General features: G+C 63.6%; 17 protein-coding genes. 5 read left to right on the forward strand and 12 right to left on the reverse strand.

Annotation, left to right across the window (positions count from 1 at the left end):
* Positions 1 to 598: 598 nt before the first annotated feature.
* A complete protein-coding gene (gcvA, locus tag CEJ45_RS04580) occupies positions 599 to 1,492 on the reverse strand; it encodes a transcriptional regulator GcvA (protein WP_088754042.1) in 894 nt (297 codons plus the stop codon).
* A gap of 76 nt (positions 1,493 to 1,568) precedes the next feature.
* Here gcvA and CEJ45_RS04585 point away from each other — a divergent pair, with 76 nt between their 5' ends.
* Positions 1,569 to 2,723 (forward strand): MFS transporter, encoded by a 1,155-nt coding sequence (locus CEJ45_RS04585; protein WP_088754043.1) that lies wholly within the window; start codon positions 1,569 to 1,571, stop codon positions 2,721 to 2,723.
* Positions 2,724 to 2,737: 14 nt separating this feature from the next.
* Here CEJ45_RS04585 and epsC read toward each other — a convergent pair whose 3' ends face one another.
* Positions 2,738 to 3,682, reverse strand: a complete 945-nt coding sequence (gene epsC / locus CEJ45_RS04590; protein WP_088754044.1) for a serine O-acetyltransferase EpsC — start codon at positions 3,680 to 3,682, stop codon at positions 2,738 to 2,740.
* A gap of 585 nt (positions 3,683 to 4,267) precedes the next feature.
* Here epsC and CEJ45_RS04595 point away from each other — a divergent pair.
* A complete protein-coding gene (locus CEJ45_RS04595) occupies positions 4,268 to 4,642 on the forward strand; it encodes a hypothetical protein (RefSeq protein ID WP_088754045.1) in 375 nt (124 codons plus the stop codon).
* Between the two features lie 50 nt (positions 4,643 to 4,692).
* Here the strand turns inward: CEJ45_RS04595 and CEJ45_RS04600 are convergent, their stop codons facing one another.
* Positions 4,693 to 6,408 (reverse strand): chloride channel protein, encoded by a 1,716-nt coding sequence (locus CEJ45_RS04600; protein WP_088754046.1) that lies wholly within the window; start codon positions 6,406 to 6,408, stop codon positions 4,693 to 4,695.
* A 255-nt stretch (positions 6,409 to 6,663) separates the two neighbouring features.
* On the opposite strand from CEJ45_RS04600, the gene CEJ45_RS04605 reads away from it, so the two are divergent.
* Positions 6,664 to 7,668, forward strand: coding sequence for a sulfonate ABC transporter substrate-binding protein (locus tag CEJ45_RS04605; RefSeq protein WP_088754047.1), 1,005 nt, complete (start codon positions 6,664 to 6,666; stop codon positions 7,666 to 7,668).
* A gap of 78 nt (positions 7,669 to 7,746) precedes the next feature.
* On the opposite strand, the gene CEJ45_RS04610 is transcribed toward CEJ45_RS04605, so the two are convergent.
* The 3 genes from CEJ45_RS04610 to CEJ45_RS24455 form a co-directional block, all read right to left on the reverse strand.
* The gene (locus CEJ45_RS04610) at positions 7,747 to 9,459 is read right to left on the reverse strand and encodes an acid phosphatase (RefSeq protein ID WP_088754048.1); all 1,713 of its coding nucleotides are present in this window, start codon (positions 9,457 to 9,459) and stop codon (positions 7,747 to 7,749) included.
* A gap of 463 nt (positions 9,460 to 9,922) precedes the next feature.
* Entirely contained in the window at positions 9,923 to 10,639 is a 717-nt protein-coding gene (locus CEJ45_RS04615; RefSeq protein WP_088754049.1) for a Pr6Pr family membrane protein, read from the reverse strand.
* 494 nt (positions 10,640 to 11,133) lie between these two features.
* A complete protein-coding gene (locus tag CEJ45_RS24455; protein WP_141106958.1) occupies positions 11,134 to 11,418 on the reverse strand; it encodes a hypothetical protein in 285 nt (94 codons plus the stop codon).
* 84 nt (positions 11,419 to 11,502) lie between these two features.
* Here CEJ45_RS24455 and CEJ45_RS04620 point away from each other — a divergent pair, with 84 nt between their 5' ends.
* Both CEJ45_RS04620 and purU read left to right on the forward strand, forming a co-directional pair.
* A complete protein-coding gene (locus CEJ45_RS04620) occupies positions 11,503 to 12,024 on the forward strand; it encodes a bactofilin family protein (protein ID WP_034338708.1) in 522 nt (173 codons plus the stop codon).
* A 351-nt stretch (positions 12,025 to 12,375) separates the two neighbouring features.
* Positions 12,376 to 13,245, forward strand: coding sequence for a formyltetrahydrofolate deformylase (gene purU, locus CEJ45_RS04625; RefSeq protein ID WP_088754050.1), 870 nt, complete (start codon positions 12,376 to 12,378; stop codon positions 13,243 to 13,245).
* 1,004 nt (positions 13,246 to 14,249) lie between these two features.
* Here the strand turns inward: purU and CEJ45_RS04630 are convergent.
* The 6 genes from CEJ45_RS04630 to CEJ45_RS04655 all read right to left on the reverse strand — a co-directional run bounded on the left by CEJ45_RS04630 (position 14,250) and on the right by CEJ45_RS04655 (position 22,110).
* Positions 14,250 to 15,890, reverse strand: coding sequence for a fatty acid--CoA ligase (locus tag CEJ45_RS04630; protein WP_088754051.1), 1,641 nt, complete (start codon positions 15,888 to 15,890; stop codon positions 14,250 to 14,252).
* Positions 15,891 to 16,030: 140 nt separating this feature from the next.
* Entirely contained in the window at positions 16,031 to 16,321 is a 291-nt protein-coding gene (locus CEJ45_RS04635) for a copper-binding protein (RefSeq protein ID WP_088754052.1), read from the reverse strand.
* Positions 16,322 to 16,419: 98 nt separating this feature from the next.
* On the reverse strand, positions 16,420 to 17,802 hold the full coding sequence (locus tag CEJ45_RS04640) for a multicopper oxidase family protein (protein WP_088754053.1): 1,383 nt from the start codon (positions 17,800 to 17,802) through the stop codon (positions 16,420 to 16,422).
* Positions 17,799 to 19,184: a TolC family protein gene (locus CEJ45_RS04645; protein WP_088754054.1), complete on the reverse strand. Its 1,386-nt coding sequence runs from the start codon at positions 19,182 to 19,184 to the stop codon at positions 17,799 to 17,801. The genes CEJ45_RS04640 and CEJ45_RS04645 overlap by 4 nt, the downstream gene beginning before the upstream one ends.
* 93 nt (positions 19,185 to 19,277) lie before the next feature.
* Positions 19,278 to 19,721, reverse strand: coding sequence for a hypothetical protein (locus CEJ45_RS04650; protein ID WP_088754055.1), 444 nt, complete (start codon positions 19,719 to 19,721; stop codon positions 19,278 to 19,280).
* Positions 19,722 to 19,773: 52 nt separating this feature from the next.
* Positions 19,774 to 22,110, reverse strand: coding sequence for a heavy metal translocating P-type ATPase (locus CEJ45_RS04655; protein ID WP_088754056.1), 2,337 nt, complete (start codon positions 22,108 to 22,110; stop codon positions 19,774 to 19,776).
* Positions 22,111 to 22,178 lie beyond the last annotated feature (68 nt).

Consider the following 22,178-nt stretch of genomic DNA (forward strand, 5'->3'; position numbering starts at 1 on the left):
AGGGACGGCAACCCCCACGGGCTCGCCTTCGGCCTTGCGGGGTCTCCGACTCGCCTTCGGCTTTGGGTTGGCTCGCCTGCGGCATCGACCTTTTATTCGTTCCCACTCCCGCTCTGGGTTTGAGTTTGTACTTTTTCTTTTTCTTTTTTATTGTTTAAATAATTTCCGTCCGTTCGACCTGAGTAGTCGCGCAGCGACGTATCGAAGGCTAAAGGACGCCAAGGCAAAGCCGAAGGCGAGTCGGAGGTATTGCGATGCCGAAGGCGAGCCGTCTCGGTCGTCCGCATCTGCGCCGCCGCTTCAGAGGCCAATAAAACGGATCAGAAAAATAACCGGAGCGAAGCGACTTTATTTTTCCCGTTTTATTGGCCTCTGAAGCGGGGACCCTCCGAAGGAGGGCGGTGCAGTTGCGGTCGCCTTCTTTTGCTTACTTTTCTTGGCGAGACAAGAAAAGTGAGCGGCTGCCGGGCCGCCCCCGGCGCGTCCTTCCGACCGGAGAAAGATAAGAATTAAGCTAGAGCGCAGGAAGAAATTCTGTGCAGACTACGCCAAACCGAACAACCAGAAAAGCACCCAGCCAAGACAAGACAAAACCAAATCAACCACCGATCAAAGCCCCGCGATATTCCCCAATCCATTTGGCAAACAATTGCGCCTCAGCCCCCGCCTGCAAGCTGATCCCAAGGTAGTAGGGCGCGAGGTTCAAGCGCAATTCAGGAAACGGACAAACCAGCCGCCCCGAGCGCAGATCGTTATCGGCGAGGGACACGGGCGACAGAGCCACCCCCAACCCATCCATGACCGCCTGCAGCACAAAATGCACGTGATCGAAATGCAGCATCGCCTGCGAACGTGATCGCTTCAAACCGGCCAGCTTGCGCCAGTCCTCCCAGTCATTGCGCCGACTACGCGACACCAGCACGGTGTGCCGCGCCAACTGCGACACATCCTCCAGCGGCATGGATTGCAGCAGCGCAGGAGAAGCCACCAGCACCAGCTCATCCTCCATGAACCGCTGCACCTTCAGGGTCTCAGGCCAGTTGGTCTCCCCCCGCCGGATCGCGATATCAAACGAAGAACCCGCCTTGCCCACGGTCGCAGTACTGGTCACCACCTGGGGCGCGATCCCCGGATACCGCTCCACGAAATCGGACAAATGCGGAATCAGCCACCGCACCGCAAACGAAGGCCGCACATTGATGACCACAGTGCGCGTAGGCGCATCCCGCATCACCCGCCGCGCCGCATTGGCCAGGATATCGAGCGCCGGACTGGCCTCCTCGAAGAACTGCCGCCCACGCTCGGTCAGCAAGACCTGCCGCGTACGCCGCTCGAACAAGGGCATGCCCAGATAATCTTCAAGATTCTTGATCTGGCGACTGATCGCGCCATGTGTGACATTGAGTTCCTGCGCCGCAAGCGTGAAACTCTGGTGACGGGCCGCTGCCAGAAAGGCGCGGATGGCATTGAGCGGAAGAGTGAGATCGGCCATGCGTCAAATATTATCACGCATGCCCGGAATTAATATCGTTTGTCAGCCCATCCCGCGCAGCGCATCATCGGCCCCCATGACCACGCCAGACCACCGCCAGGCCGATATCGATTCGCGCCACGCCGCCATGTCGCTGTCGGCCGCCTTGCCTTGCGATATCGTCCTCTACCTGCTGCTCCCCATGTACGCCGCCCAGTTCCACGTCAGCCTCGCCGAGGCCGGCGTGCTGCTCGCGGCCAACCGGCTGGTGCGCATCGCCGGCTATCGCTGGGTCGCCAGCTTCTACGCACAACGCGGCGACCGACCCACCTGCACCCTGGCCGTCTGTGCCGCCATCCTCTGCGCCCTCGGCTATACGGTGGCCAGCGGCTTCTGGGCACTCCTGCCACTGCGCCTGCTCTGGGGCATGGCCTTCGCCGGACTGAACCTCTCCACCCAGGCCATGTCCACCGCCAACCCCCAAGGCGCAGCCCGCCGCTCCGGACGCTCGCGCGGCGTGATCGCCATCGGCCCCATGCTCTGGCTGCCCACCGCCGCACTGCTGGCCCCCCACATCGGACCGCGCATGGTGTTCGCGCTGGTGGCGACCACCGCGCTGCTGGGCCTGCTGGCCGCACGGCGCCTGCCTCAGCACGCCTACGCACCGCCCCAGCCCCGCCGCTGGAAGCTGCCCAATGCCCTCGATTGGTGGTCCTTCCTCGAAGGGCTGACGCTGGATGGCCTCTTCATCGTCGGCCTGGCCTACATGAGCAAGCAATCCTTCGGGGCCGACGGCGAACTGGTGGCGGGGATATTGATGGCGCTGCGCTACGCCGGGGAAATCGTCTTGAGCCCCTTGGGCGGCTGGCTCGCCGAACGCTTCGGCGCAGTCAAGGTACTGGTGACGCTGTCACTGGCGACCTGCCTTGCGCTGGTCGGGTTCGGCGGTGGTTTGCTGTGGCTCTTCGCCGGTCTGATCGTGATCCTGCGGGCCCTGCAACTGCCGTTGCTGGCCCCCATCGTCGCCGCCCGCACACCGCCCGCGCAGCGCGTCCATGCGCTGGCAGGAAGAGCGATCTGGCGGGATATCGGCGCCGGCATGGGGCCGATGCTGGCCGGGCTGCTGCTGCCGGTGATGTCCTCGCTCTGGCTCTACAGCCTCTCGGCAACGGCCCTGGCATTGGCCGCGATTGCCTGCGGCCGCGCCCCGGTGCCGCAGGCGGCGGCCACGCAGGGGCAGCAGGGCGGCTGAAAGCCGAAACGCCCTCAGGGCTGGCGGCAATCGCTCAACATCTCCGCCTGGGAGATGTTGCTGCCGGGCGGTACGCTGTGCGTGAGCCAGACGTTGCCGCCAATGACCGAGCCGCGCCCGATGGTGATGCGGCCCAGCAGCGTCGCGCCGGCATACACCACCACGTCATCCTCGACGATCGGGTGACGCGCAATCCCCTTGACCAATGAACCGTCCGGCTCCTGCGGGAAACGCTTGGCGCCCAGCGTCACGGCCTGGTACAGGCGCACGTTGCGACCGATGATGGTGGTCTCACCAATCACCACCCCCGTGCCATGGTCGATGAAGAAGCTGGGCCCGATCTGCGCGGCCGGGTGGATGTCGATGCCGGTGGCCGAATGCGCGATGTCGGCGATGAGCCGCGCCAGCAGCGGTGCTCCCAGCTGATGCAGGGCATGCGCCAGGCGGTGATAGATGATCGCCGTCGTGCCCGGATAGCACAGCAGGATCTCCGAAATGCTGGAGGCCGCCGGATCGCCGTGATACGCGGCCTGGATATCGCTGACCAGAATGTCCCGCACCGACGGCAACTGGTGCGCAAAGTCCCGCGTGATGGCCGTGGCACGTTCACGCAGCAGGCCATCCTCTTCTACGTCGCTGCTGAAATAGAGGCTACGCCGCACCTGCTCGCGCAGGATGGACAACGCGGCATTCAACTGGCTCCCAACGAAATAATCGATGGTCTCATCGGATAAATCGGTATGGCCGTAATGCGTGGGGAACAGTGCCGCCTGCAGATGCTGCAGCAGCTTCTGCATCGCTTCCCGCGAGGGCAGCTCGCGGATCTCGCCGCGGTAGCGGATCTTGTTGGTGACTTCGCGCGAGGTACGCAGGCCGGCGACCACGGCAGACAAGCCCAGGCCCGCAGACTCGACCGAGTCAGCCAGCGCGTTCAGTTCGGGGATGTGAGTAGGTTCCATGCCCGCATGCTATCAAAAATGCGCGCGTGGTGCCGGGCAGGGCCGGGATGCTATCAAAGGGGGAATGCAGGAAGGGAAACAGCGGGAGAGCGATTCGCGGCGCCCAGTTCTATCTGAAAAGTGGCGCCGCTGTTGAATCTGCTCTGGGTATGGACTTTAACCTTGAATGAAGGTTCCTGCAAAGGATCATTGCGCATATCCATATGCCAATTTGATCTGCCGCAAATCCTCCCCTCCCGGCCTCCCGGGCCGATGTGCATCGTCGCCCCTCAGGAATTTCCTGATCGGTTTGGCCCGCGCGTCAGGAAGCTCCCGATATGGGCCGGCCAGGCAAACACGTAAAGTTCACCCATACCAGATGCAGCAGTGGTGCTGCACCTTCCCGGCCAGCGGCCCGGAACGTGACTCTGGCCGAATTGTTGTGCCGACGTCCCGTGCATGCCGTGCCGGGACATCGCGACAGGATTACCGGGAAGCCCTGAGGGGGGCTTACTTTTGGGCGTACTTCCGCAAGGAAGTGCGCCTTTTTTTTGTTTGTGATGCAATACGGGCTCCATCAGAATTGTTAACCAGGGAGGAGCTTTCATGCCTGAGCTGTGTATTGTCCCGTCTCCACGGGCGCTGCTGTTGCTGCTGTCCGTCTTGCTGATTCCCGCCGCAGCGGCGCGCGCCCAGGTTCCCGTGGCGGTGCCGGCGGCCGTCCCGGTGCCGGCGGCGGCTGCGCCCACTCCGGTGGCCAGCGACATCACACGCAGCTGTGCTGCCGGCAGCGGCTGTGTGCTGACCTGCCTGAACATGGCTGCAGAAACCGTCATGACCGAGACCGCCACGCGGGCAGTGCGCATCATTTCGCTCTCCAACGGCAACAGCGAATTCCGCATGGACAACGGCAATGCCGGCATCAACGTGATTCTGGTTTCGCATGACAACCTGATGTGCAAGCTCAGCGGTGGCATTTGATGTACGGCCTGTTCACACTTGATCGCTCGCAGATCAGGTGTGAAGAGCGCCTAGTTGCCGAGCAGTTTTTCCCTTACCGATTCTTCCTCTGCATGTGTGGCGCTGGCCCGCACCAGGTCGGACAGTGACAGCATGCCCACCAGCCGCCGCCGCTCCGGGCCCGCCACCACCGGCATGCGCGCCACTCCCTGGCGCGCCATCGCACCGGCCGCGGCGCGTGCGCTCAGGTGCGGCAGCAGATAGCCGCTTTCCGGCTCCAGCAAGGTGCCGCAGCCCTCGGCCGGATTAGCGGACTGCAGGCGGCTCAGGGCGACCATGCCGACCAGGCGTCCGTGGGCGGTCACCGGATAGTAGCGGTGCACGCGCTCGGCCCTGCGGCACAGCGCCAGCGCTGCACCGGCCGGCAGCACCGCCTCCAGCGCCTGGGGCGTTGACATCAGGTCGTCCACATGGACCCGCTCCAGCGGGTCGACCCCGTATTCGCGATGCACATGCAGCCCGCGTCGCGCGATCTTCTCGGTCATGATGGAGCGCTTCATCCACAGCACGTTCAGGCCATAGGCCACGGATGTGGTGGCAATGAGCGGCAGCAAGGCATTGCCCGCATGCGTCAGCCCGAAGGCAAAGACGATGGCCGTCAGCGGCGCACCCAGCACGCTGCCCAGCACTGCGGCCATGCAGGCCAGCGGCCACAGTCCCGGCGAGCCGCCCGGCAGCCACGGCGAGAGCACCAGGCCCAGGCCGGCGCCCATCATCAGCAGTGGTGCCAGCACCCCGCCCGAGGTACCCGAGCCCAGCGCCAGCAGCCAGATCACCGCCTTCACCAGCAGCAGGGCCAGCGCCGCCGACACCAGCATGTGCTGGTTCAGCAGGTCGGCGATGACGTCGTAGCCCACGCCCAGTGCACGCGGCTGCCACAACCCGCCGAGACCGACCGCAATGCCGCCCAGCGCCGGCCACCACGTCCAGTGCAGCGGCAGGCGATGGAACCCATCCTCGATGCGATAAAGCGCCAGCGTCAGCACGGCCGCCAGTACCCCGCTGGCCAGTCCGGCGGCAAGGCAGGACAGCAGCGCCACCGGGGCGACCGGCGCGACATCCATTGGAAACAGCACCCCGCCTTCGATCAGCCATGGCCGCACGAAGCCTGCGATGGTGCAAGCCACTGCAACCGGCAGCAGGCTGCGCGGGCGCAGTTCGAACAGCAACAGCTCCACCGCCAGCAGCAACGCAGCCAGGGGTGTGCCGAAGATGGCCGTCATGCCGGCGCAGGCACCGGCGACCAGCAGGGTTTTGCGCTCGGCGGCGGTGAGGTGCATCCACTGCGCCAGCAGTGAACCGAGGGAGCCGCCGGTCATGATGATCGGACCTTCGGCGCCAAAGGGGCCTCCACTGCCGATGACGATGCCCGACGATAGCGGCTTCAACAACGCAACCTTGGGCGACATGCGGCTCTTGCCGAAGAGGATCGCCTCGATCGCTTCCGGAATGCCGTGGCCACGGATCTTGTCGCTGCCGTAGCGCGCCATGAGTCCGACGATGAGGCCACCGATTACCGGCAGCAGCGCCGCGATCCAGCCCAGCGTGTGCGCGGCGGGCGAGCTGGCCTGCACCGACAGGCGCTGGAAGTAGAACAGGTTGGTGAACAGCGCAATGAGCTTCAGGAGCATCCATGCCGCGCCCGCCGACAGCAGGCCGATGGCCGCCGCGAGGGCGCACAGCAGGGGGAGCCGCCGGTCGGCGGTGTAGTCGCGTTTGTGTTTCATGAAAGTGCCGGGTTCAGGATCGTTGGAGGCGCGTGGTTGTGGTGACGTCGCCAGGCTTGGAAGGGGCTGGGAGGCAAATATATCACAACATGATATAAATAGCCTGGCACTGGATCGGCTGTGGCTGGTATGCATGGCGCGACTTATCCGCTTTCCTTCTATGCACAGGAGGAATGATTCGTTCGCAGCCTGCAGGGGGCTGGCTAAGCTGTGAGCCTTGACGTATCGACCTCAACCATGAACGACGGAGTCCCCATGCCGCAGTACGAAGACAAACACCAGCGCGCCCTCGCCACCGTGGAATTGAACAGCAAGCGCCGCCGCCTCATCGGTGCCGGGTTGGCTCTGGGGGCTGCCGGTGCCGCTGCGGCCTTCAGTCCACGCCGGGCGCATGCGGCCACGCGGCAGTTGCGTGTGGGGTATCAGAAAGGGGCGCTGAGCATCATTCGCGCGCATGGCACGCTGGAGCAGCGGCTGGCCTCGCTGGGGGCCACCGTGAAGTGGGTGGAATTCAGCGCCGGCCCGGTGCAGCTGGAAGCGCTGGGTGCCGGCTCGATCGATTTCGGCGACGTGGGCGAAGCGCCGCCCATCTTTTCGCAAGCAGCCGGCACGCCCCTGGTCTACGTGGGCGCGACGGTGCCGCGTCCCTATGTGGAAGCGGTGCTGGTCAAGGACGACAGCCTGCAGAAGCCGGCGCAGTTGAAAGGCAAGCGCATCGCCCTGAACAAGGGTTCCAACGTGCATTACTTCCTGGTCAAGCTGCTGGAACAGCATGGCCTGCACTATGGCGACGTGACCCCGGTCTGGCTGGCGCCGGCAGATGCGCGTGCGGCCTTCGAGCGCGGGTCGGTAGACGCCTGGGCCATCTGGGAGCCTTACCTGGCGGCGGCCCAGCAGACCTTGAAGGCGCGCATCCTGGCGGATGCGGATGGGGTGGTGAAGAACCGCGCCTATTATTTTTCGACCCGCGATTACGCCCGCGACAATGGCGACCTGATCCGCATCGCGCTGGAAGAGCTGGCCAAGGTCGATGAGTTTGCCAAGACGCGGCCAGATGATTACGCCAGCGAACTGGCGGGCATCCTCGGGCTGCCCAAGAGCGTGCTGGACGTGGTGGTACGCCGCTACACCTACGGCACGCTGCCGATCACCCAGGCCATTCTCGACGAGCAGCAGCAGATCGCCGATACCTTCCTCGATCTCAAGCTGATCCCGAAGAAGATCAACCTGCGCGAGACGGCACCGCCCTGGCTGGCTTAATCCACTCACGCTCCAAGAACAAGGCCGCCGCAGGAGCACCCTGCGGCGGCCTTGTCGTCATGGCGGACCTGAAAGGGATCAGGCCTTGAACTGCAGCGCGTTGGTCAGGTCCCCCATGGGTTGCTGGCCGCGCGCGATCATGGCGTCGTCGCGTTGCTTGAGGCCATCGAGCTTTTCCAGGCCGAAGGTACGGGTGATGAGGCGCAGGATGGAGGCGGTGTCGTAGATCGTGTGATCGACCGTCCCCTTGCGGGCGAAGGGCGAGATCACCAGCGCCGGCACGCGCGTGCCCGGACCCCAGCGGTCGCCCTTGGGCGGGGCCACGTGATCCCACCAGCCGCCGTTCTCATCGAAGGTGATGACCACCACCATGTTCTTCCACTGCGGGCTGGCCTGCAGGCTCTTGACGATGTGGGCGATGTGGCGGTCCCCCGAGGCGATGTCGGCGTAGCCGGCGTGCAGGTTGAGGTTGCCTTGCGGCTTGTAGAAGGTCACCGGCGGCAGGCGGCCCGCTTCGACATCGGCCAGGAAGCGGTTGGTACGCGACTCGTCGCCCAGGCCGCCATCCCGCAGGCGCTTGTTGCGCTCGGCGGGGTTTTCCGGACCCAGGTTCTTGAAGTAGTTGAACGGCTGGTGGTGGTACTGGAAATTGGGGATCTTGGGGATGCCCTTGGAATCCTTGAACTCATCCAGCGTGGCCTGCCAGGCACCGGCATACCAGGCCCAGTCGATGCCTTTCTTGCTGAGCTTGTCGCCGATGTGCTCGTGCGTCTGCGGCACCAGCACACTGGGCTGGTTCGGTTCGGCGTAAGCCGGGTTGTTGCGGTCGCGGCTCCAGGTCGGCCAGTACGGCGGGGCCATGGTGTTGACGGCGTAGCCGTCCGGCGTCAGTGCGCTGGGGCCGAACTTGGGCGGGCCTTGCAGGGCGCTGGCCGGGCTGCCTTCGGCAGGTACCAGTTCCGGCGAGAGCGGATCATTGTTTTTGGTCTTGGCCACTTGCGTGCGCGAGACCGAGCTCATCACGTTCGGATAGTAGGGGGCAGTGGCGCAGATCAGGTACTGGTGGTTCAGGAAGGAACCGCCAAAGGCGCCCTGGAAGAAGTTGTCGCACAGCACGAACTCGCGCGCCACATCCCACAGGCGCAGGTTGTAACGGGTATCCGCATAGTGGCCCATGGTCAGGCCACCGGAATCAGCCCAGGCCACGAAACCATCGTTCTTGCCACCGTTGATCTGCATCTGGTTCTGGTAGAACACGTGCCACAGGTCACGCGTGACCAGGCTCAGGGGCAGGGCTTCGCCTTGCGGGCCCTTGAGGGCGTAGGGGGCGTTGGGCAAATTGGTCTGGTATTGCTTGCCGCCGGCATAGTTGACGCCTTCCACGCTCTGGTCCTGGATCAGCACGCCGTTCCAGGCCGGCGGCAATTCCTTGAGCAGGCTGCCGTCCCGGTCGCGCTGCTGGTAATCCGATGGCTTGAGCGAGGAGAGCGGCTTTTCCAGGCCGGGGAAATCGGCGAAGAGATTGTTGAAGCTGCGGTTCTCGGCGTAGATCACCACGATGGTCTTGACGTTCTCGCGCAGGGCGCGGTCCAGCGCGGCGGACTCGGCCGGGTTGCCGCTGGGGTAGGGGACCGGTCCCTGGCCTTCGGTGGCGCAGGCGGCCAGGGTGGTGCCGGCACTGAGGGCCGCCATGCTGCCCAGGAAGCGGCGGCGGCCGGGCTGTTGCGGGATCTGGGGAGTATCGCTGGACGCAGGCTGGCTGCCGGCGATGTCGTCGTCGTGCTTGCTCATGGATGGGTTTCCTGTCGGATATTGTTGTGAGGTTTGGCGCGTTGCGGGGGCAGCTTAGCGCGACCTTGTGACAAGGATGTGTCTTTTCGCTCAGGCTTGCAATCAAGAAAATGACGAAACCTGCACCAAGAGACAGTGAAAGATTAGGTAAAACAAAGGCTAGGATGCAGTCCATGCGCCGCGCTCGGCCTAGAATGCGGCGACCGCCCCGGTTGCGCCGGGTATTCGAGGCCCGGGGACGGGTCAGGCGGGTCGGCCTTGCCAGGGGATGGCAGGCCGTGCCGATGCCGTTGCGGCTTTGTTTGTCGAGGGATTCATCATGCTTAAAGTTGTCCAAAATTTACTCATCGGTGCGAGCTACTGTGCCTGCATGCTTTTCATGCTGGTGTTGGCCATTTCCGAGCCACTCCGGTGAGATCAGCGGGCAAGATCCAGTGTTGCCCGCTACCGTCGCTGCAGTGACCTAGCGGCGCTGCAGGACCGGCTTGCCTGAGCGGTTGACCGCGATGAACAAGCCCATCAATGCCACGAAGGCCGCCAGCAGCAGGCTGGCGTTGAGGATCACGCGCGGGTAGCCGAGCGCGTTGACGTCGATGAAGGGGTACGGGTAGAAGCCCGAGAGCGCCCCGCGCCACAAGGTCAGCAGCAGGTAGCCCAGCGGGTAGACCAGCCACAGCAGCGACTTCCGTAGCGATGCCTGGAAGACCGGCACGAAAAAAATCCAGTACACGATCGCCAGCAGCGGCACCACGGTGTGCAGGCTCTCGTTGACCAGCGCCCGGAACCCGGTCGGGGTCCAGAGGTGGCGCAGCAGCAGGTTGTAGGCGATGCCCACGAAGGCGAGGTAGGTCACCACGGCCGAGATGACCGCAGGTTGCCGGAAGAACCTGCTCATCGGCGACTTCAACGACAGCGCCAGCGACGTAAAGCACAGGGCGCTCATGAGGATGGTGAGGTTGGTCAGGTACATGGTCAGCCGGTCCAGGCCATCGAGCACCCCGCCGCCGCGCGCCAGCAGGCGGTTGATGGTGATATCGGTCTGCGCCACGAAGGCGAACCAGCTGATGAGGGCGATCAGGGCGGCCAGGGTGCGTGCCGCGGTGGAATGGCGGCGTGCCGGAAAGAGGTGGGCGCCAAAGGAATCCAGCGATTCCGGCGAGGGGATCCTATCGTTGCTCATGGTGTCGTCAGGGAAGAGGGGGAGGGCCCGGCACGTGGGCTCAAAGCCGCCTGCGCCGGGCAATGGGTCACATCATAAATCGTCAGCCGCGCTTGTGCTTGCCCGATGACATTCCTTTTCAACGCTTACATCACGACACATCGTTCGCAGCCGCTTGGGCGGCCGGCGCCATGGTTGCTCGTCGAGGCCAACATGGCACCCAGGAGCATGAAACTGGCTCATCCGTAGAGTGAATTGTGCTCATCCGTGCCTGCCTGAGGTTTGCTGTCCGGCCAAATTATTTCCGGGACAGGTGGTTCGCGAATTCTAAGTATTTTGACCTGATCGAAAAGCGAATGCAGATCATCATCGAAGTCTTAATATTCGATGAAAGCCATATCCAGAGCGGATCTTGGTGATGAGGGTGTCGCCGTGAGGCGACGCCCGTGCTCTAACAACTGTTACATTTTTTTTAGTTACAAGGCGCTTCAAAATATAAATAATTTGCCCTGTAATTACTGCGAAATGTACCGCTGGAAAACAGTCTCCACTGTTACAAATTTGCGGTGAACTTTGCAAAAGGCATCCTGCCGAATCGCACAGGTTTCCTCGCGGACAATGTCCGGATGCATCGTGTTCGGGCGCTCCGTTTTGCTCCATTCCGAAGGTGGATGTTCGGGAGGGAACCTCTTTGTCGTCGTGTCGCCCTTGTCGGCACTGCGACACGCCGCCCCATGTTGCCGGTCTTCCCGATGACCGTGCGGGGCGATTTCAGCCACCGCGCTTGCGGTGAGCGTCATGACCTTGTCGTGCGCATCTTGGCGCAGGCTTATTTTTCGCGCGTAGATTTTTACGCGTCAGGCACACCCATTTCAGGAGATCACATGCTTCGCTCGGAATCCCTCTTCGGCAAACGCGAAACCAGTTCGACCAATTCCCCGTTCAGCAGTGCGGGCAACGTTTCTTCTACACCAGGCGGCAATGTGACCAGCGTGAACAAACCTACCCAGTATCCTTCTTCCGTTTCCAACACTGCGCCTGCCGCGACCGAGGAGAGCGGCAGCAAGCTGACCGTGGGCCCCAACATCAAGGTCAAGGGCGAGATCGAGGACTGCGACACCTTGGTCGTCGAAGGCAAGGTGCAAGCCACCATCAACTGCCGTGTGGTGCAGATTGCCGAGCGCGGTGCCTTCAAGGGTTCGGCGGAGATCGACCTGGCCGAGATCCGTGGCGAGTTCGATGGTGACCTCACCGTGCGCCAGAAGCTGGTGATCTATTCCAGCGGCAAGGTGACCGGCAAGATCCGTTACGGCAAGCTGGTGATCGAAGAGGGTGGTCAACTGGCCGGTGACCTGCAGGTAGGCGGTGGTCACGAGCAGAAGGATCTGTTGCAGAAGACGGCATGAGCTCCCCTGCGGATGGTGGCGGGCACGCAGTCCCGCGCGCCGTCCGGTGAGGAGGCCTCTTGAGGCCGGGCCGGTAGTGTGTTTTTCCGGCTTCGTTTCTTTGTGGAAATAATTTACGGGGCAGGGCGCGATTTGTTGTCAAATCGTGCCGATCTGTCGTGATTTCTGTCGGAATGACCTCGCTTTGACGCGTCCGGCGTGCGTTTGCGTGTGCCGGATTTGTCCGCATGGCCCGGCCGTGCGACAATAGCGCCTTTCGTCCTTTTGCCCGGTCAGCCGGGCCGGTATCGTCCTTGCGTGGCGCTGCCGATGGGACGCTGGCGCATCTCGGTTTCATTCCTCAGTTCACTCATGGCTCACCCGGAATACATTCTTACCTTGTCCTGCCTGGACCAGCGCGGCATCGTGCATCGCGTCTCGGGCTTCCTGGCCGATCACGGCTGCAACATCATCGACTCGGCGCAGTTTGGCGATGCGCAGTCCAAGCTGTTCTTCATGCGCGTGCATTTTTCCGCGGAGGATGCGGGCGTGTCGGACGCGGCCTTGCGTGCGGATTTCGGCGTGCTGGGTGATTCGCTGCAGATGAACTGGCAGTTGCATGATGCGGGCAAGAAGCCGCGCGTGATGCTGATGGTGTCCAAGATCGGTCACTGTCTCAACGATCTGCTGTTCCGCTACAAGAGCGGTCTGCTGCCGGTGGAGATTCCGGCGATCGTCTCCAACCATACTGATTTCTATCAGCTGGCTGCGAGCTACAACATTCCTTTCCATCATCTGCCGTTGGCCACTGGCTCGTCCATCGAGACCAAGCGCGCCCAGGAACAGCGGATCATGGAAATCGTCGATGCCAACCAGATCGATCTGGTGGTGTTGGCGCGCTACATGCAGATCCTGTCGCCTGAGATGTGCGAGGCCTTGCGCGGGCGGGCAATCAATATTCACCACTCCTTCCTGCCCAGCTTCAAGGGCGCCAAGCCCTACTATCAAGCACATGATCGCGGCGTCAAGTTGATCGGGGCTACTGCGCACTTCGTTACCGGCGATCTGGATGAAGGTCCGATCATCGAGCAAGGCGTCGAACGCGTGGATCATTCCATGGGGCCCGATACCCTCACGGCCATCGGGCGCGATATCGAATGCGTCGTCCTGGCGCGCGCTGTCAAATGGTTTACCGAGCATCGTATCTTGCTCAATGGACATAAGACTGTGATCTTCAACTGATCTGCTTGTCTTTGTCTTTTTCTTGAACGCCGTCCGGCCTTGGGTTGGGCGGCGTTTTTGTTTTTGTTTTTGTTGTCTTGGCTGCGTGCTTTTCTGGTTTTGCTGTTTGGGGCAGTCTGCACGGATTGCTTTCCTGCGCTCTAGCTTAATTCTTATCATTCTCCGGTCGGGAGGACGCGCCGGGGGCGGCCCGGCAGCCGCTCACTTTTCTTGTCTCGCCAAGAAAAGTAAGCAAAAGAAGGCGACCCCAAAGAGCCAGCCCTCCTTCGGAGGGTCCCCGTCGCAGCGAAGCGAAAAGTGGGAAGGATAGAGTCGCTTCGCTCCGACTATCCTTCTGATCCACTTTTCGCTCCGCTGCGACGGCTGGCTCTATGGGGACGGCAACCCCCACGGGCTCGCCTTCGGCCTCGCGAGGTCTCCGACTCGCCTTCGGCTTTGGGTTGGCTCGCCTGCGGCATCGACCTGTTGATCGTTCCCACTCCCGTTTTGGGTTTGGTTTTTTCTCGTTTATCGTTTTTTGCTTTTTGCTTTTTGCTTTTTGCTTTTTGTTTAAATAATTTCCGTCCGTTCGTCCTGAGTAGTCGCGCAGCGACGTATCGAAGGCTAAAGAACGCCAAGGCAAAGCCGAAGGCGAGTCGGAGGTGTCGCGATGCCGAAGGCGAGCCGTCTCGGCCGTCCGCATCTGCGCCGCCGCTTCAGAGGCCAATAAAACGGATCAGAAAAATAACCGGAGCGAAGCGACTTTATTTTTCCCGTTTTATTGGCCTCTGAAGCGGGGACCCTCCGAAGGAGGGCGGTGCAGTTGCGGTCGCCTTCTTTTGCTTACTTTTCTTGGCGAGACAAGAAAAGTGAGCGGCTGCCGGGCCGCCCCCGGCGCGTCCTTCCGACCGGAGAAAGATAAGAATTAAGCTAGAGCGCAGGAAGAAATTCCGTGCAGACTGCCCCAAACCTAACAACCAGAAAAGCACTCAGCCAAGACAAAACAAACCCAAAACCAGGAAGGATCATCCCCCAGCCGGATACTGCTCCCGCATCACCCGCTTGTTGAGCTTCCCGACGCTGGTACGAGCCAATTCAGGAACAAACCGCACCCGATCCGGCACGCCATAACGAGAGATGGTCCCAGCCTCAGCCGCAGCCATCACGTGCTGCCGGATATCCTCTTCGGAAACTGCAGCCACATCCTTCTTCAGGACGACAAGCGCCACCGGCCGCTCTCCCCATTTGCCGTCCTGCACCCCGATGACGGCCGTCTCAGCCACGGCAGGATGCCGCGCAATGATGTCCTCGATCTGAAGTGAAGAGACCCACTCGCCCCCGGTCTTGATGACATCCTTGATCCGATCCGTGACCTGCAGATAGCCTTCCGCATCCAGATGCCCGATATCCTGGGTATGCAACCACCCCCCACGCCACAATTCTTCAGAGGCTTCAGCCTGATGCAGATAGCCCTGCGTCAGCCAGGGCGCACGCACCACCACTTCGCCGGTGCTCTTGCCATCGCGCGGACAATCATTCATATCGCTATCCACCGTGCGCAAGGCCACCAGCGGCAGCGGCCGCCCCGTCTTCACCCGCAGCGCCGCTTCGCGCTCGCTGCCCAGGTCCGCAGTCGGCACCTGGGCCAGCGTCAATACCGGACAAGTCTCCGACATCCCGTAACCGGTAAAGACATCAATCCCCCGATCCCGCGCCATGCGCGCCAGACTGCCCGTCATCGCCGAACCACCGATGATCATCTTCCACCCCGACAGATCCACCTCCCGCGCCTGCTCGGAGCTCAGCACCATCTGCAGGATGGTCGGCACGCAATGCGAGAACGTCACCTTCTCTTCACGGATCAGCTTGCAGATCGTATCCGGCACATAGCGCCCCGGATACACCTGCTTGACCCCCGCCATCGTGGCCACATAAGGCAGCCCCCAGGCATGCACATGGAACATCGGCGTCAACGGCATGTAGACATCATCCCGATGCAAACGCCCCTGCTGCGGCGCCAGCGCCAGCCCGGCCGTGGTGGCCAGCGTATGCAGGACCAGCTGCCGATGGCTGAAATACACGCCCTTGGGCAAGCCCGTGGTGCCGGTCGTGTAGAAGGTCGTCGCGCGCGCGTTCTCGTCGAAGTCGGGGAAGTCGTACTGCGCCGGGGCCTGCGCCAGCAAGGCTTCGTATTCCCCCGCAAAGCCCGGCCCCTGCGGGCAGGGCGTACCATCATCGGTCAGCAGCACGCAACGCGTGAGGGTGTTCAACTCGCCACGGATCTGCTTCAACACCGGCATGAAATCCGAATTCACCAGCAAGACATCGGCCTGCGCATGATTGAGCGTGTAGGTAATCTGTTCCGGCGAGAGCCGTACATTCACCGTCTGCAACACGCAGCCCATCATCGGCACCGCAAAGAAACACTCCAGATAGCGATTGCTGTCCCAGTCCATCACCGCCACCGTATTGCCGGCCTGCACACCCATTTCCTTGAGCACATTGGCCAGCCGCTGCACACGCTCGTAAAAACCGGCATAAGTCAGGCGGCGCGAACCGTAAATGATTTCCTGCTCGGGAACGGTGGCCAGGGCACTGTGCAGCAACTGCTTGATCAGCAGCGGATAGCCATAGGCCGACGGGGTTTGCTCGATCGCTTGGGGCATGCCGGAGTCTCCTCTGTTGTGCGGCGGCAGGGCCGCCTCTTATGGATGGATGAAACGAACCCCGATGATACCGCCAAGTCTCCCGCAGGATGGTCGCCGGGACGACGAAATTGTGGACCGTCCCGGCGCTGCGGTGGTGGTCAGCGCTTTTCTTCCAGCGAGGTCACCGTCAACGCACCATCGACGCGGTCGGCAGTGAAGCTGATCTTTTCACCCTCGCGTGCCCGCGCCAGTATCTCGGGAGCAGCCTTGAACACCATCGTCATGCCGCCCATCTGCAAATTGGGAATCTCCGCATGGCGAATGGTGAGCTTGCCCGTGCTGGTGTCGACCTTGCGGATTTCGCCATCCACTTTGGGCGCATCACCCTGCGCGTGTGCCGCCAGCGCTGTCATACAAAGGGCCGTGGTGAGGAGGAGGGGTCGTAACATGGTCTTTCCTTTCGTGAAGTGATCAGCGACGCAATGTCGCTGATCCAAAAACAATGATGTAAAAACCTGATGACAGAGGTGCTCAACAAGTCGTGTTTTCAATGATGCCCTTGATGCCCGCCCGGCTTGATGACCTCCAGCGTGGCCGGTGCAGCCGGGCCGGAAGGCGCCGCCCGCCGTGCCTCGGGGGTCTCGCCCTGCCATTCCCGCGCGACCGTGCCGGCCGGCGCGCGATACCAGCCCGGGTCCCGGTAATCATCCCGCGCCAGGTTGCGCCGGACCTTCACGGTGCTGAACATGCCACCCATCTCGATGGGGCCATACGGGCCGCGCCCGGTCATCATGGGCAGGGTGTTGTCCGGCAAGGGCATCTCCATCTCCCCCATCGATCCACCCTTGTCGCCCATGGCCATGTAATCCGGCACCAGGCGCGTGATCTTGTTGAGTACCTTGGATTGATCCACCCCGATCATGGTCGGCAGGTCATGGCCCATGGCGTTCATGGTGTGATGCGCCTTGTGGCAGTGCAGGGCCCAGTCGCCTTCCTCGGTGGCGTCGAACTCGATGGCGCGCATCTGGCCTACCGCGATGTCCGTGGTGACCTCGGGCCAGCGTGCGGCCGGTGGCACCCAGCCGCCGTCGGTGCCGGTCACGCTGAACTCGTGGCCGTGCAGGTGCAGCGGGTGATTGGTCATGGTGAGATTGCCTACGCGGATGCGCACACGGTCGTTCTGCCGCACCACCAGCGGGTCGATGCCGGGGAAGGCGCGGCTGTTCCAGGTCCACAGGTTGAAGTCCAGCATGGTGCTGACCTTGGGTACCGAGGCCCCCGGCGCAATGTCGTAGGCATTCATCAGGAACACGAAATCCCGGTCCACCCGCATCAAGCCCGGGTCCTTGGGATGCGTCACCCAGAAGCCCATCATGCCCATGGCCATCTGCACCATCTCGTCGGCATGCGGGTGATACATGAAGGTGCCGGCGCGCCTGGCGGTGAATTCATACACATAGGTCTTGCCCGGCGGGATGGCCGCCTGCGTCAGGCCCGATACGCCATCCATGCCATTGGGCAGGCGCTGTCCGTGCCAGTGCACCGAGGTTGCTTCAGGCAGCTTGTTGGTCACGAAGATGCGCACCCGGTCTCCCTCCACCACCTCGATGGTCGGGCCGGGGCTCTGGCCGTTGTAGCCCCACAGCCTGGCCTTCATGCCGGGTGCGATCTCGCGCTCCACGGCTTCGGCAATCAGGTGGAATTCCTTGACGCCATTCTTCATGCGCCAGGGCAAGGTCCAGCCATTGAGCGTGACCACGGGCTGGTAAGGACGGCCGGTGGCGGGTTGCAGCGGTGGCTGCGTGGCCGCGCTGGTTTGCAGTGGGGCTTCAGGCAGACCTGCAGCACCGGCGCGGCTGACGGCACCCGCAGTCACGGCCAGGGCCGCGCCTTGCAGGAAGTGGCGGCGCGCTTTGTCGTTCGGGTTCATGGTTGCTTTCCTGGTTGGGGACGGCCGCCCAGCGCCTGTTGCAGGCTGGCGTCGGCGATCCAGAAATCACGCTGGGCCTCGATGGCGGCATTGACCGTGGCGGCCTGTTCGCGCGCATCGGCCAGCAAGGCGAAGACGCTGATGAGCATGCCGTTGTAGCGCAGCAGGTTTTCTTCGGCGATGCGCTGGCGCAGCGGCACCAGTTCATCCTGGTAGCGTCGTGCCAGCGCGTAGGCATCCTGCCGCTCACGCCAGGCCAGGCGCGCCTGGGCCCGTGCATCGAGCAGGGTGGCGGCGAGCTTGTGCGCGCCCTGCAGGTAGATGGCCTCGGCCTTGGCCGTGCGCGCCTCGCCCCAGTCGAAGAGCGGAATCTCCAAGGAGATCTCGTAGCCGTTTTCATTGGGCTTGCCGCTCTCGGTGGTGCGCACCGCGCCCAGGTCCAGCACGTTGACGAAGCGGGTGGCGCGGGTCAGGCCCAATGAAGCTTGCAGGCCCTCCAGTTCGGTGCGGGCAGCTTGCACATCGAGGCGCTGCTGCAGGGCTTGCTGCTCGATGTCATCGACCGCCTCCAGCTGCCTGGGCAGCGCCGGCAATTGCGGCGGCAGCGAGAAGTCCGGCGGCAGGCCCAGCAGGCGGGCCAGCGTTTCCTTCTGCTGCACCGCTTGTCGGCGTGCCTGTTGGAGGCTGGCCTGGGCTTGGCCATAGAAGAACTGCTCGCGCGCGCCATCGAGCTGGCTGATGTTGCCCAGCCGCGCCATCTGCGCCGCCAGTTCATGCGCAGCCTCGGCCGCGTCGGCCACCTGCTCCTGGTACTGCAAGCCTTGCTGCGCGGCCACCGCCTGGTAATAAGCCTGGCGCGTCTGCGCGGCCAGCGCCAGGACGCGCGCGGCCAGCGACAGGCGGACCTGCTCGAAGCGCCGCTGTTCGATGCCCGTAGTCGCCGGCATCGTGATGAGGCGCAGCAGGCCCAGTGACAGGCTGCGCTCGATCTTGAGATCGTCGCCTGCGTGGGTGCGCTTGAATGAGAACCCGGGATTGGGCAGGCGGCCGGCTTGCACCAGGTCGGCCTCGGCCACGCCCAGACCGGCGAACTCGGCCTGCAGATCAGGATTGTTGATCAGTGCGATCTGCACCGCATCGTCGGCATTGGCCAGTCGCGCTGCGCCACTTGCGGGGTCGTGCAGCAAGGCGCGCACGCGCTCGCTGCTGGCCTGTGCTTGTTGCGGGCTGCGGTTCCAGGCCGGGGCCTGGCCCAGGCGCTGGCGGCTGGTCTCTTCAACCTGGCCGAAACCGCCATCCGGCGACAGCTGGGCGCAGCCGGCCAGCAAGGCACAGGCGGCCATGGCAGCGGCCCGCCAGGGACGTGAAACATGGGAAATCATGGAATCCTCGTCTGATGATGATCGTCATGCCGCGCGCGCACTGAGGTCAGCGCGCACGAGGCTCAGGCGCACGCGACGGTGCGCAGGGCAGGATCAGGCGAGGGCAGGGGGGCGGTCGGGGTTTTCCGGCAGATAGCCGACGAAGCCGGAAGCCGGCAGCGCAATGAATTCGCGCGAGGGAAGATCAGGCGCAGGTGGCGCGCTCAAGGCCAGCGGCAACAGGCCACCGACGGTGCAGGCGGCACAGAAGCTGCAGGAGGAATGATTGTGATGTTGCTGATGGGGTTTGTCGGTGGCGCCGGCAGAGGCGATCTGTGTTGCCGCGCCATGATCATCGGCGTGATGGCCTTGATGGGCCTGCTGTTCATGGTGCTGATGCTGCTCATGCTGCATCGGGTGCGCTTGCACTGCTGGCGCATGATGCTGCACCGCTTGCTGCTGCGCAGGCGCGCAGGCCTGCAGCACCGCGGCGAATCCCTGGACGGGAATCGCCAGCGCCAGCTGCCAGAGCAGGAGGAGTTTTGCGCGCAGCATCATGGGCGGCAGTATAGACCGCGGCCGACCCTGCGATCAACCTGTACGGGCGGTCTCAGGCGGCGGCCTTGCGTTGGCGCAAGCCGCGCACCAGGCGCAGGCCGTTGAAGACCACGATCAGGCTGGCCCCCATGTCGGCAAACACCGCCATCCACAGCGAACTCATGCCCGCCAGCGCCAGCGCCAGGAACACTGCCTTGATGCCCAGCGCAATGCTGATGTTCTGCACCAGCACCGTGTGGGCCTTGCGGCTCAGCCGAATGAAATCGGGGATCTTGCGCAGGTCGTCATCCATCAGGGCCACGTCGGCGGTCTCCAGCGCGGTATCGGTGCCGGCCGCGCCCATGGCGAAGCCGATGTCGGCCCGGGCCAGCGCCGGGGCATCGTTGATGCCGTCGCCGACCATGCCCACGCCGCGTACGCCATGGCGCGCGCTGAGCGCTTCGATGGCCTTGAGCTTGTCTTCCGGCAGCTGGTCGCCACGGGCATCGGCAATCCCGGTCTGGCTGGCAATGGCTTGCGCGGTATGGCTGTTGTCGCCGGTCAGCATGATGACCTCCACGCCCAGCGCCCGCAGCTCGGCCACCGCTTCCTTGCTGCTGGGGCGCACCGTGTCGGCCACCGCCACCAGCAACTGCGGCTGGCCCTCGCGGCACAACACGGTGGTGGTCTTGCCCTGCTTCTCGAAAGCTTGCAGCCGCGCCTCCAACTCCGGGCTGCACTGGCCCAGCTCGTGCACCAGGCGGTGATTGCCCAGGTGCAGCAGTTGTCCGGCGATGCGCCCCTGCACGCCGCGTCCGGCCAGGGCGGCAAAGTCGCTCACCTCCAGGGTGACGAACTCTTCCTGTTGCGCAATGGCGCGCGACACCGGGTGGTCCGAGCGCGCCGCCAGCGAGACCGCCAGTTGCAGCAGCGCCTGTTGATCGGCCCCGGGCCGCAGCGAGACCACATCGGTCACGGCGGGCTTGCCGAAGGTGATCGTGCCGGTCTTGTCCAGTGCCAGCGCGCGCAATTGGCGGCCTTGCTCCAGGTAGACGCCGCCCTTGACCAGGATGCCATGCCGCGCCGCCGAGGCCAGGCCGCTGACGATGGTCACCGGCGTGGAGATCACCAGCGCGCAAGGGCAGGCGATCACCAGCAGGACCAGGGCCTTGTACAGCCAGGGCTGGAAGGGCGCACCCATGAGCAGCGGCGGTAACGCCGCCACCAGTACGGCCATGAGCACCACGGCGGGAATGTAATAGCGCGCGAAGTTGTCCACGAAGCGCTGGGTGGGCGCGCGCTGGCCTTGCGCCTGCTGCACGCTCTTGACGATGCGCGCCAGGGTCGAATCGCCTTGCACGGCCGTCACGCGCATCTCGAAAGCGCCCTGTTCATTGATGGTGCCGGCAAAGACCGGGTCACCGGGCTGCTTCTGTACCGGGATGCTTTCCCCGGTGATGGGCGCCTGGTTGATGCTGGTGCTGCCTGACAGTACCAGGCCATCCAGCGGTACACGTTCCCCTGGGGCTACCCGTACAGTTTCATCCACTGTCACGGTACGGGCCGGTACAGTTGACCAGACACCGTCCGCGCCGCGCCGGGTCGCCATGTCCGGCGTCATCGCCATCAGGCCGGCAATGGCGTTGCGGGCGCGGTCCAGCGACAGGGCTTCGATCATCTCGGCCAGGGTGAACAGCACGATCACCACCGCCGCCTCCGGCCACTGGCCGATGACCGCCGCGCCGATGACGGCCAGCGACATCAGGAAATTCATGTTCAGCGAGAAGTTGCGCAGCGCGATCCAGCCCTTCTTGAGCGTGCCCAAGCCGCCCAGCAGGATGGCGGTGACCGCCAGCGCGATGACCGGCAGGGAGCGCTCATCGCCGCTGCTCCAGGCCACGACCTCGGCCGCCAGCGCGGCCACGCCCGCCAGGCCCAGCAGCGCCCAGCGGCGGGCCGGGATGCGGTAGGCGGCAGCCTGGTCGGGGGCATCGCGGCCGGCTTCGGCGTCCAGTGAATCGGACTTCACGGCCGGCAGCATGTCCAGCGCCTTCAAGGTGTCCACCAGCGGGGCGATGGAAGGCAGCTGGTGCTGCACCGTCAGCTCGCGCTGGATCAGGTTGAATTCGAGCGTACCCACGCCCGCCATCTGCGAGAGCCGCTCGCGGATCAGCTTTTCTTCGGTCGGGCAATCCATCTTCTGGATGAAGAAAACGGCTTCCTCGGTCTTGCCCTCCAGGTGCGCTGCAGGAATCGGGGCAGGGGCCGCTTCATTGCTGGCACAGGCATGGCCCGAGCAGCAGCCCTCAGCCTGCCGGGCGTGAGGATGGGCATGCGCATGGCCGTGCTCATGCTCATGCGCGTGGTCATGCGAATGGTCGTGATCGTGCTTGTGGGAATGTCCAGCCATCGAGGCCTCCTTGTGCAGCCAACAGGTTTCAGGGGTATATTTAAAACCCTGAAGTAACTACAAGGTCA

The sequence above is a fragment of the Herbaspirillum aquaticum genome (genome assembly GCF_002213425.1).
Lineage (GTDB): Bacteria > Pseudomonadota > Gammaproteobacteria > Burkholderiales > Burkholderiaceae_D > Herbaspirillum > Herbaspirillum aquaticum.

Excerpts from the sequence above, each read along its gene's own strand:
- gcvA (WP_088754042.1), bottom strand. The coding sequence starts at position 1,492 with ATGGCCGATCTCACTCTTCCGCTCAATGCCATCCGCGCCTTTCTGGCA.
- CEJ45_RS04585 (WP_088754043.1), top strand. The coding sequence starts at position 1,569 with ATGACCACGCCAGACCACCGCCAGGCCGATATCGATTCGCGCCACGCC.
- epsC (WP_088754044.1), bottom strand. The coding sequence starts at position 3,682 with ATGGAACCTACTCACATCCCCGAACTGAACGCGCTGGCTGACTCGGTC.
- CEJ45_RS04595 (WP_088754045.1), top strand. The coding sequence starts at position 4,268 with ATGCCTGAGCTGTGTATTGTCCCGTCTCCACGGGCGCTGCTGTTGCTG.
- CEJ45_RS04600 (WP_088754046.1), bottom strand. The coding sequence starts at position 6,408 with ATGAAACACAAACGCGACTACACCGCCGACCGGCGGCTCCCCCTGCTG.
- CEJ45_RS04605 (WP_088754047.1), top strand. The coding sequence starts at position 6,664 with ATGCCGCAGTACGAAGACAAACACCAGCGCGCCCTCGCCACCGTGGAA.
- CEJ45_RS04610 (WP_088754048.1), bottom strand. The coding sequence starts at position 9,459 with ATGAGCAAGCACGACGACGACATCGCCGGCAGCCAGCCTGCGTCCAGC.
- CEJ45_RS04615 (WP_088754049.1), bottom strand. The coding sequence starts at position 10,639 with ATGAGCAACGATAGGATCCCCTCGCCGGAATCGCTGGATTCCTTTGGC.
- CEJ45_RS24455 (WP_141106958.1), bottom strand. The coding sequence starts at position 11,418 with ATGACGCTCACCGCAAGCGCGGTGGCTGAAATCGCCCCGCACGGTCAT.
- CEJ45_RS04620 (WP_034338708.1), top strand. The coding sequence starts at position 11,503 with ATGCTTCGCTCGGAATCCCTCTTCGGCAAACGCGAAACCAGTTCGACC.
- purU (WP_088754050.1), top strand. The coding sequence starts at position 12,376 with ATGGCTCACCCGGAATACATTCTTACCTTGTCCTGCCTGGACCAGCGC.
- CEJ45_RS04630 (WP_088754051.1), bottom strand. The coding sequence starts at position 15,890 with ATGCCCCAAGCGATCGAGCAAACCCCGTCGGCCTATGGCTATCCGCTG.
- CEJ45_RS04635 (WP_088754052.1), bottom strand. The coding sequence starts at position 16,321 with ATGTTACGACCCCTCCTCCTCACCACGGCCCTTTGTATGACAGCGCTG.
- CEJ45_RS04640 (WP_088754053.1), bottom strand. The coding sequence starts at position 17,802 with ATGAACCCGAACGACAAAGCGCGCCGCCACTTCCTGCAAGGCGCGGCC.
- CEJ45_RS04645 (WP_088754054.1), bottom strand. The coding sequence starts at position 19,184 with ATGATTTCCCATGTTTCACGTCCCTGGCGGGCCGCTGCCATGGCCGCC.
- CEJ45_RS04650 (WP_088754055.1), bottom strand. The coding sequence starts at position 19,721 with ATGATGCTGCGCGCAAAACTCCTCCTGCTCTGGCAGCTGGCGCTGGCG.
- CEJ45_RS04655 (WP_088754056.1), bottom strand. The coding sequence starts at position 22,110 with ATGGCTGGACATTCCCACAAGCACGATCACGACCATTCGCATGACCAC.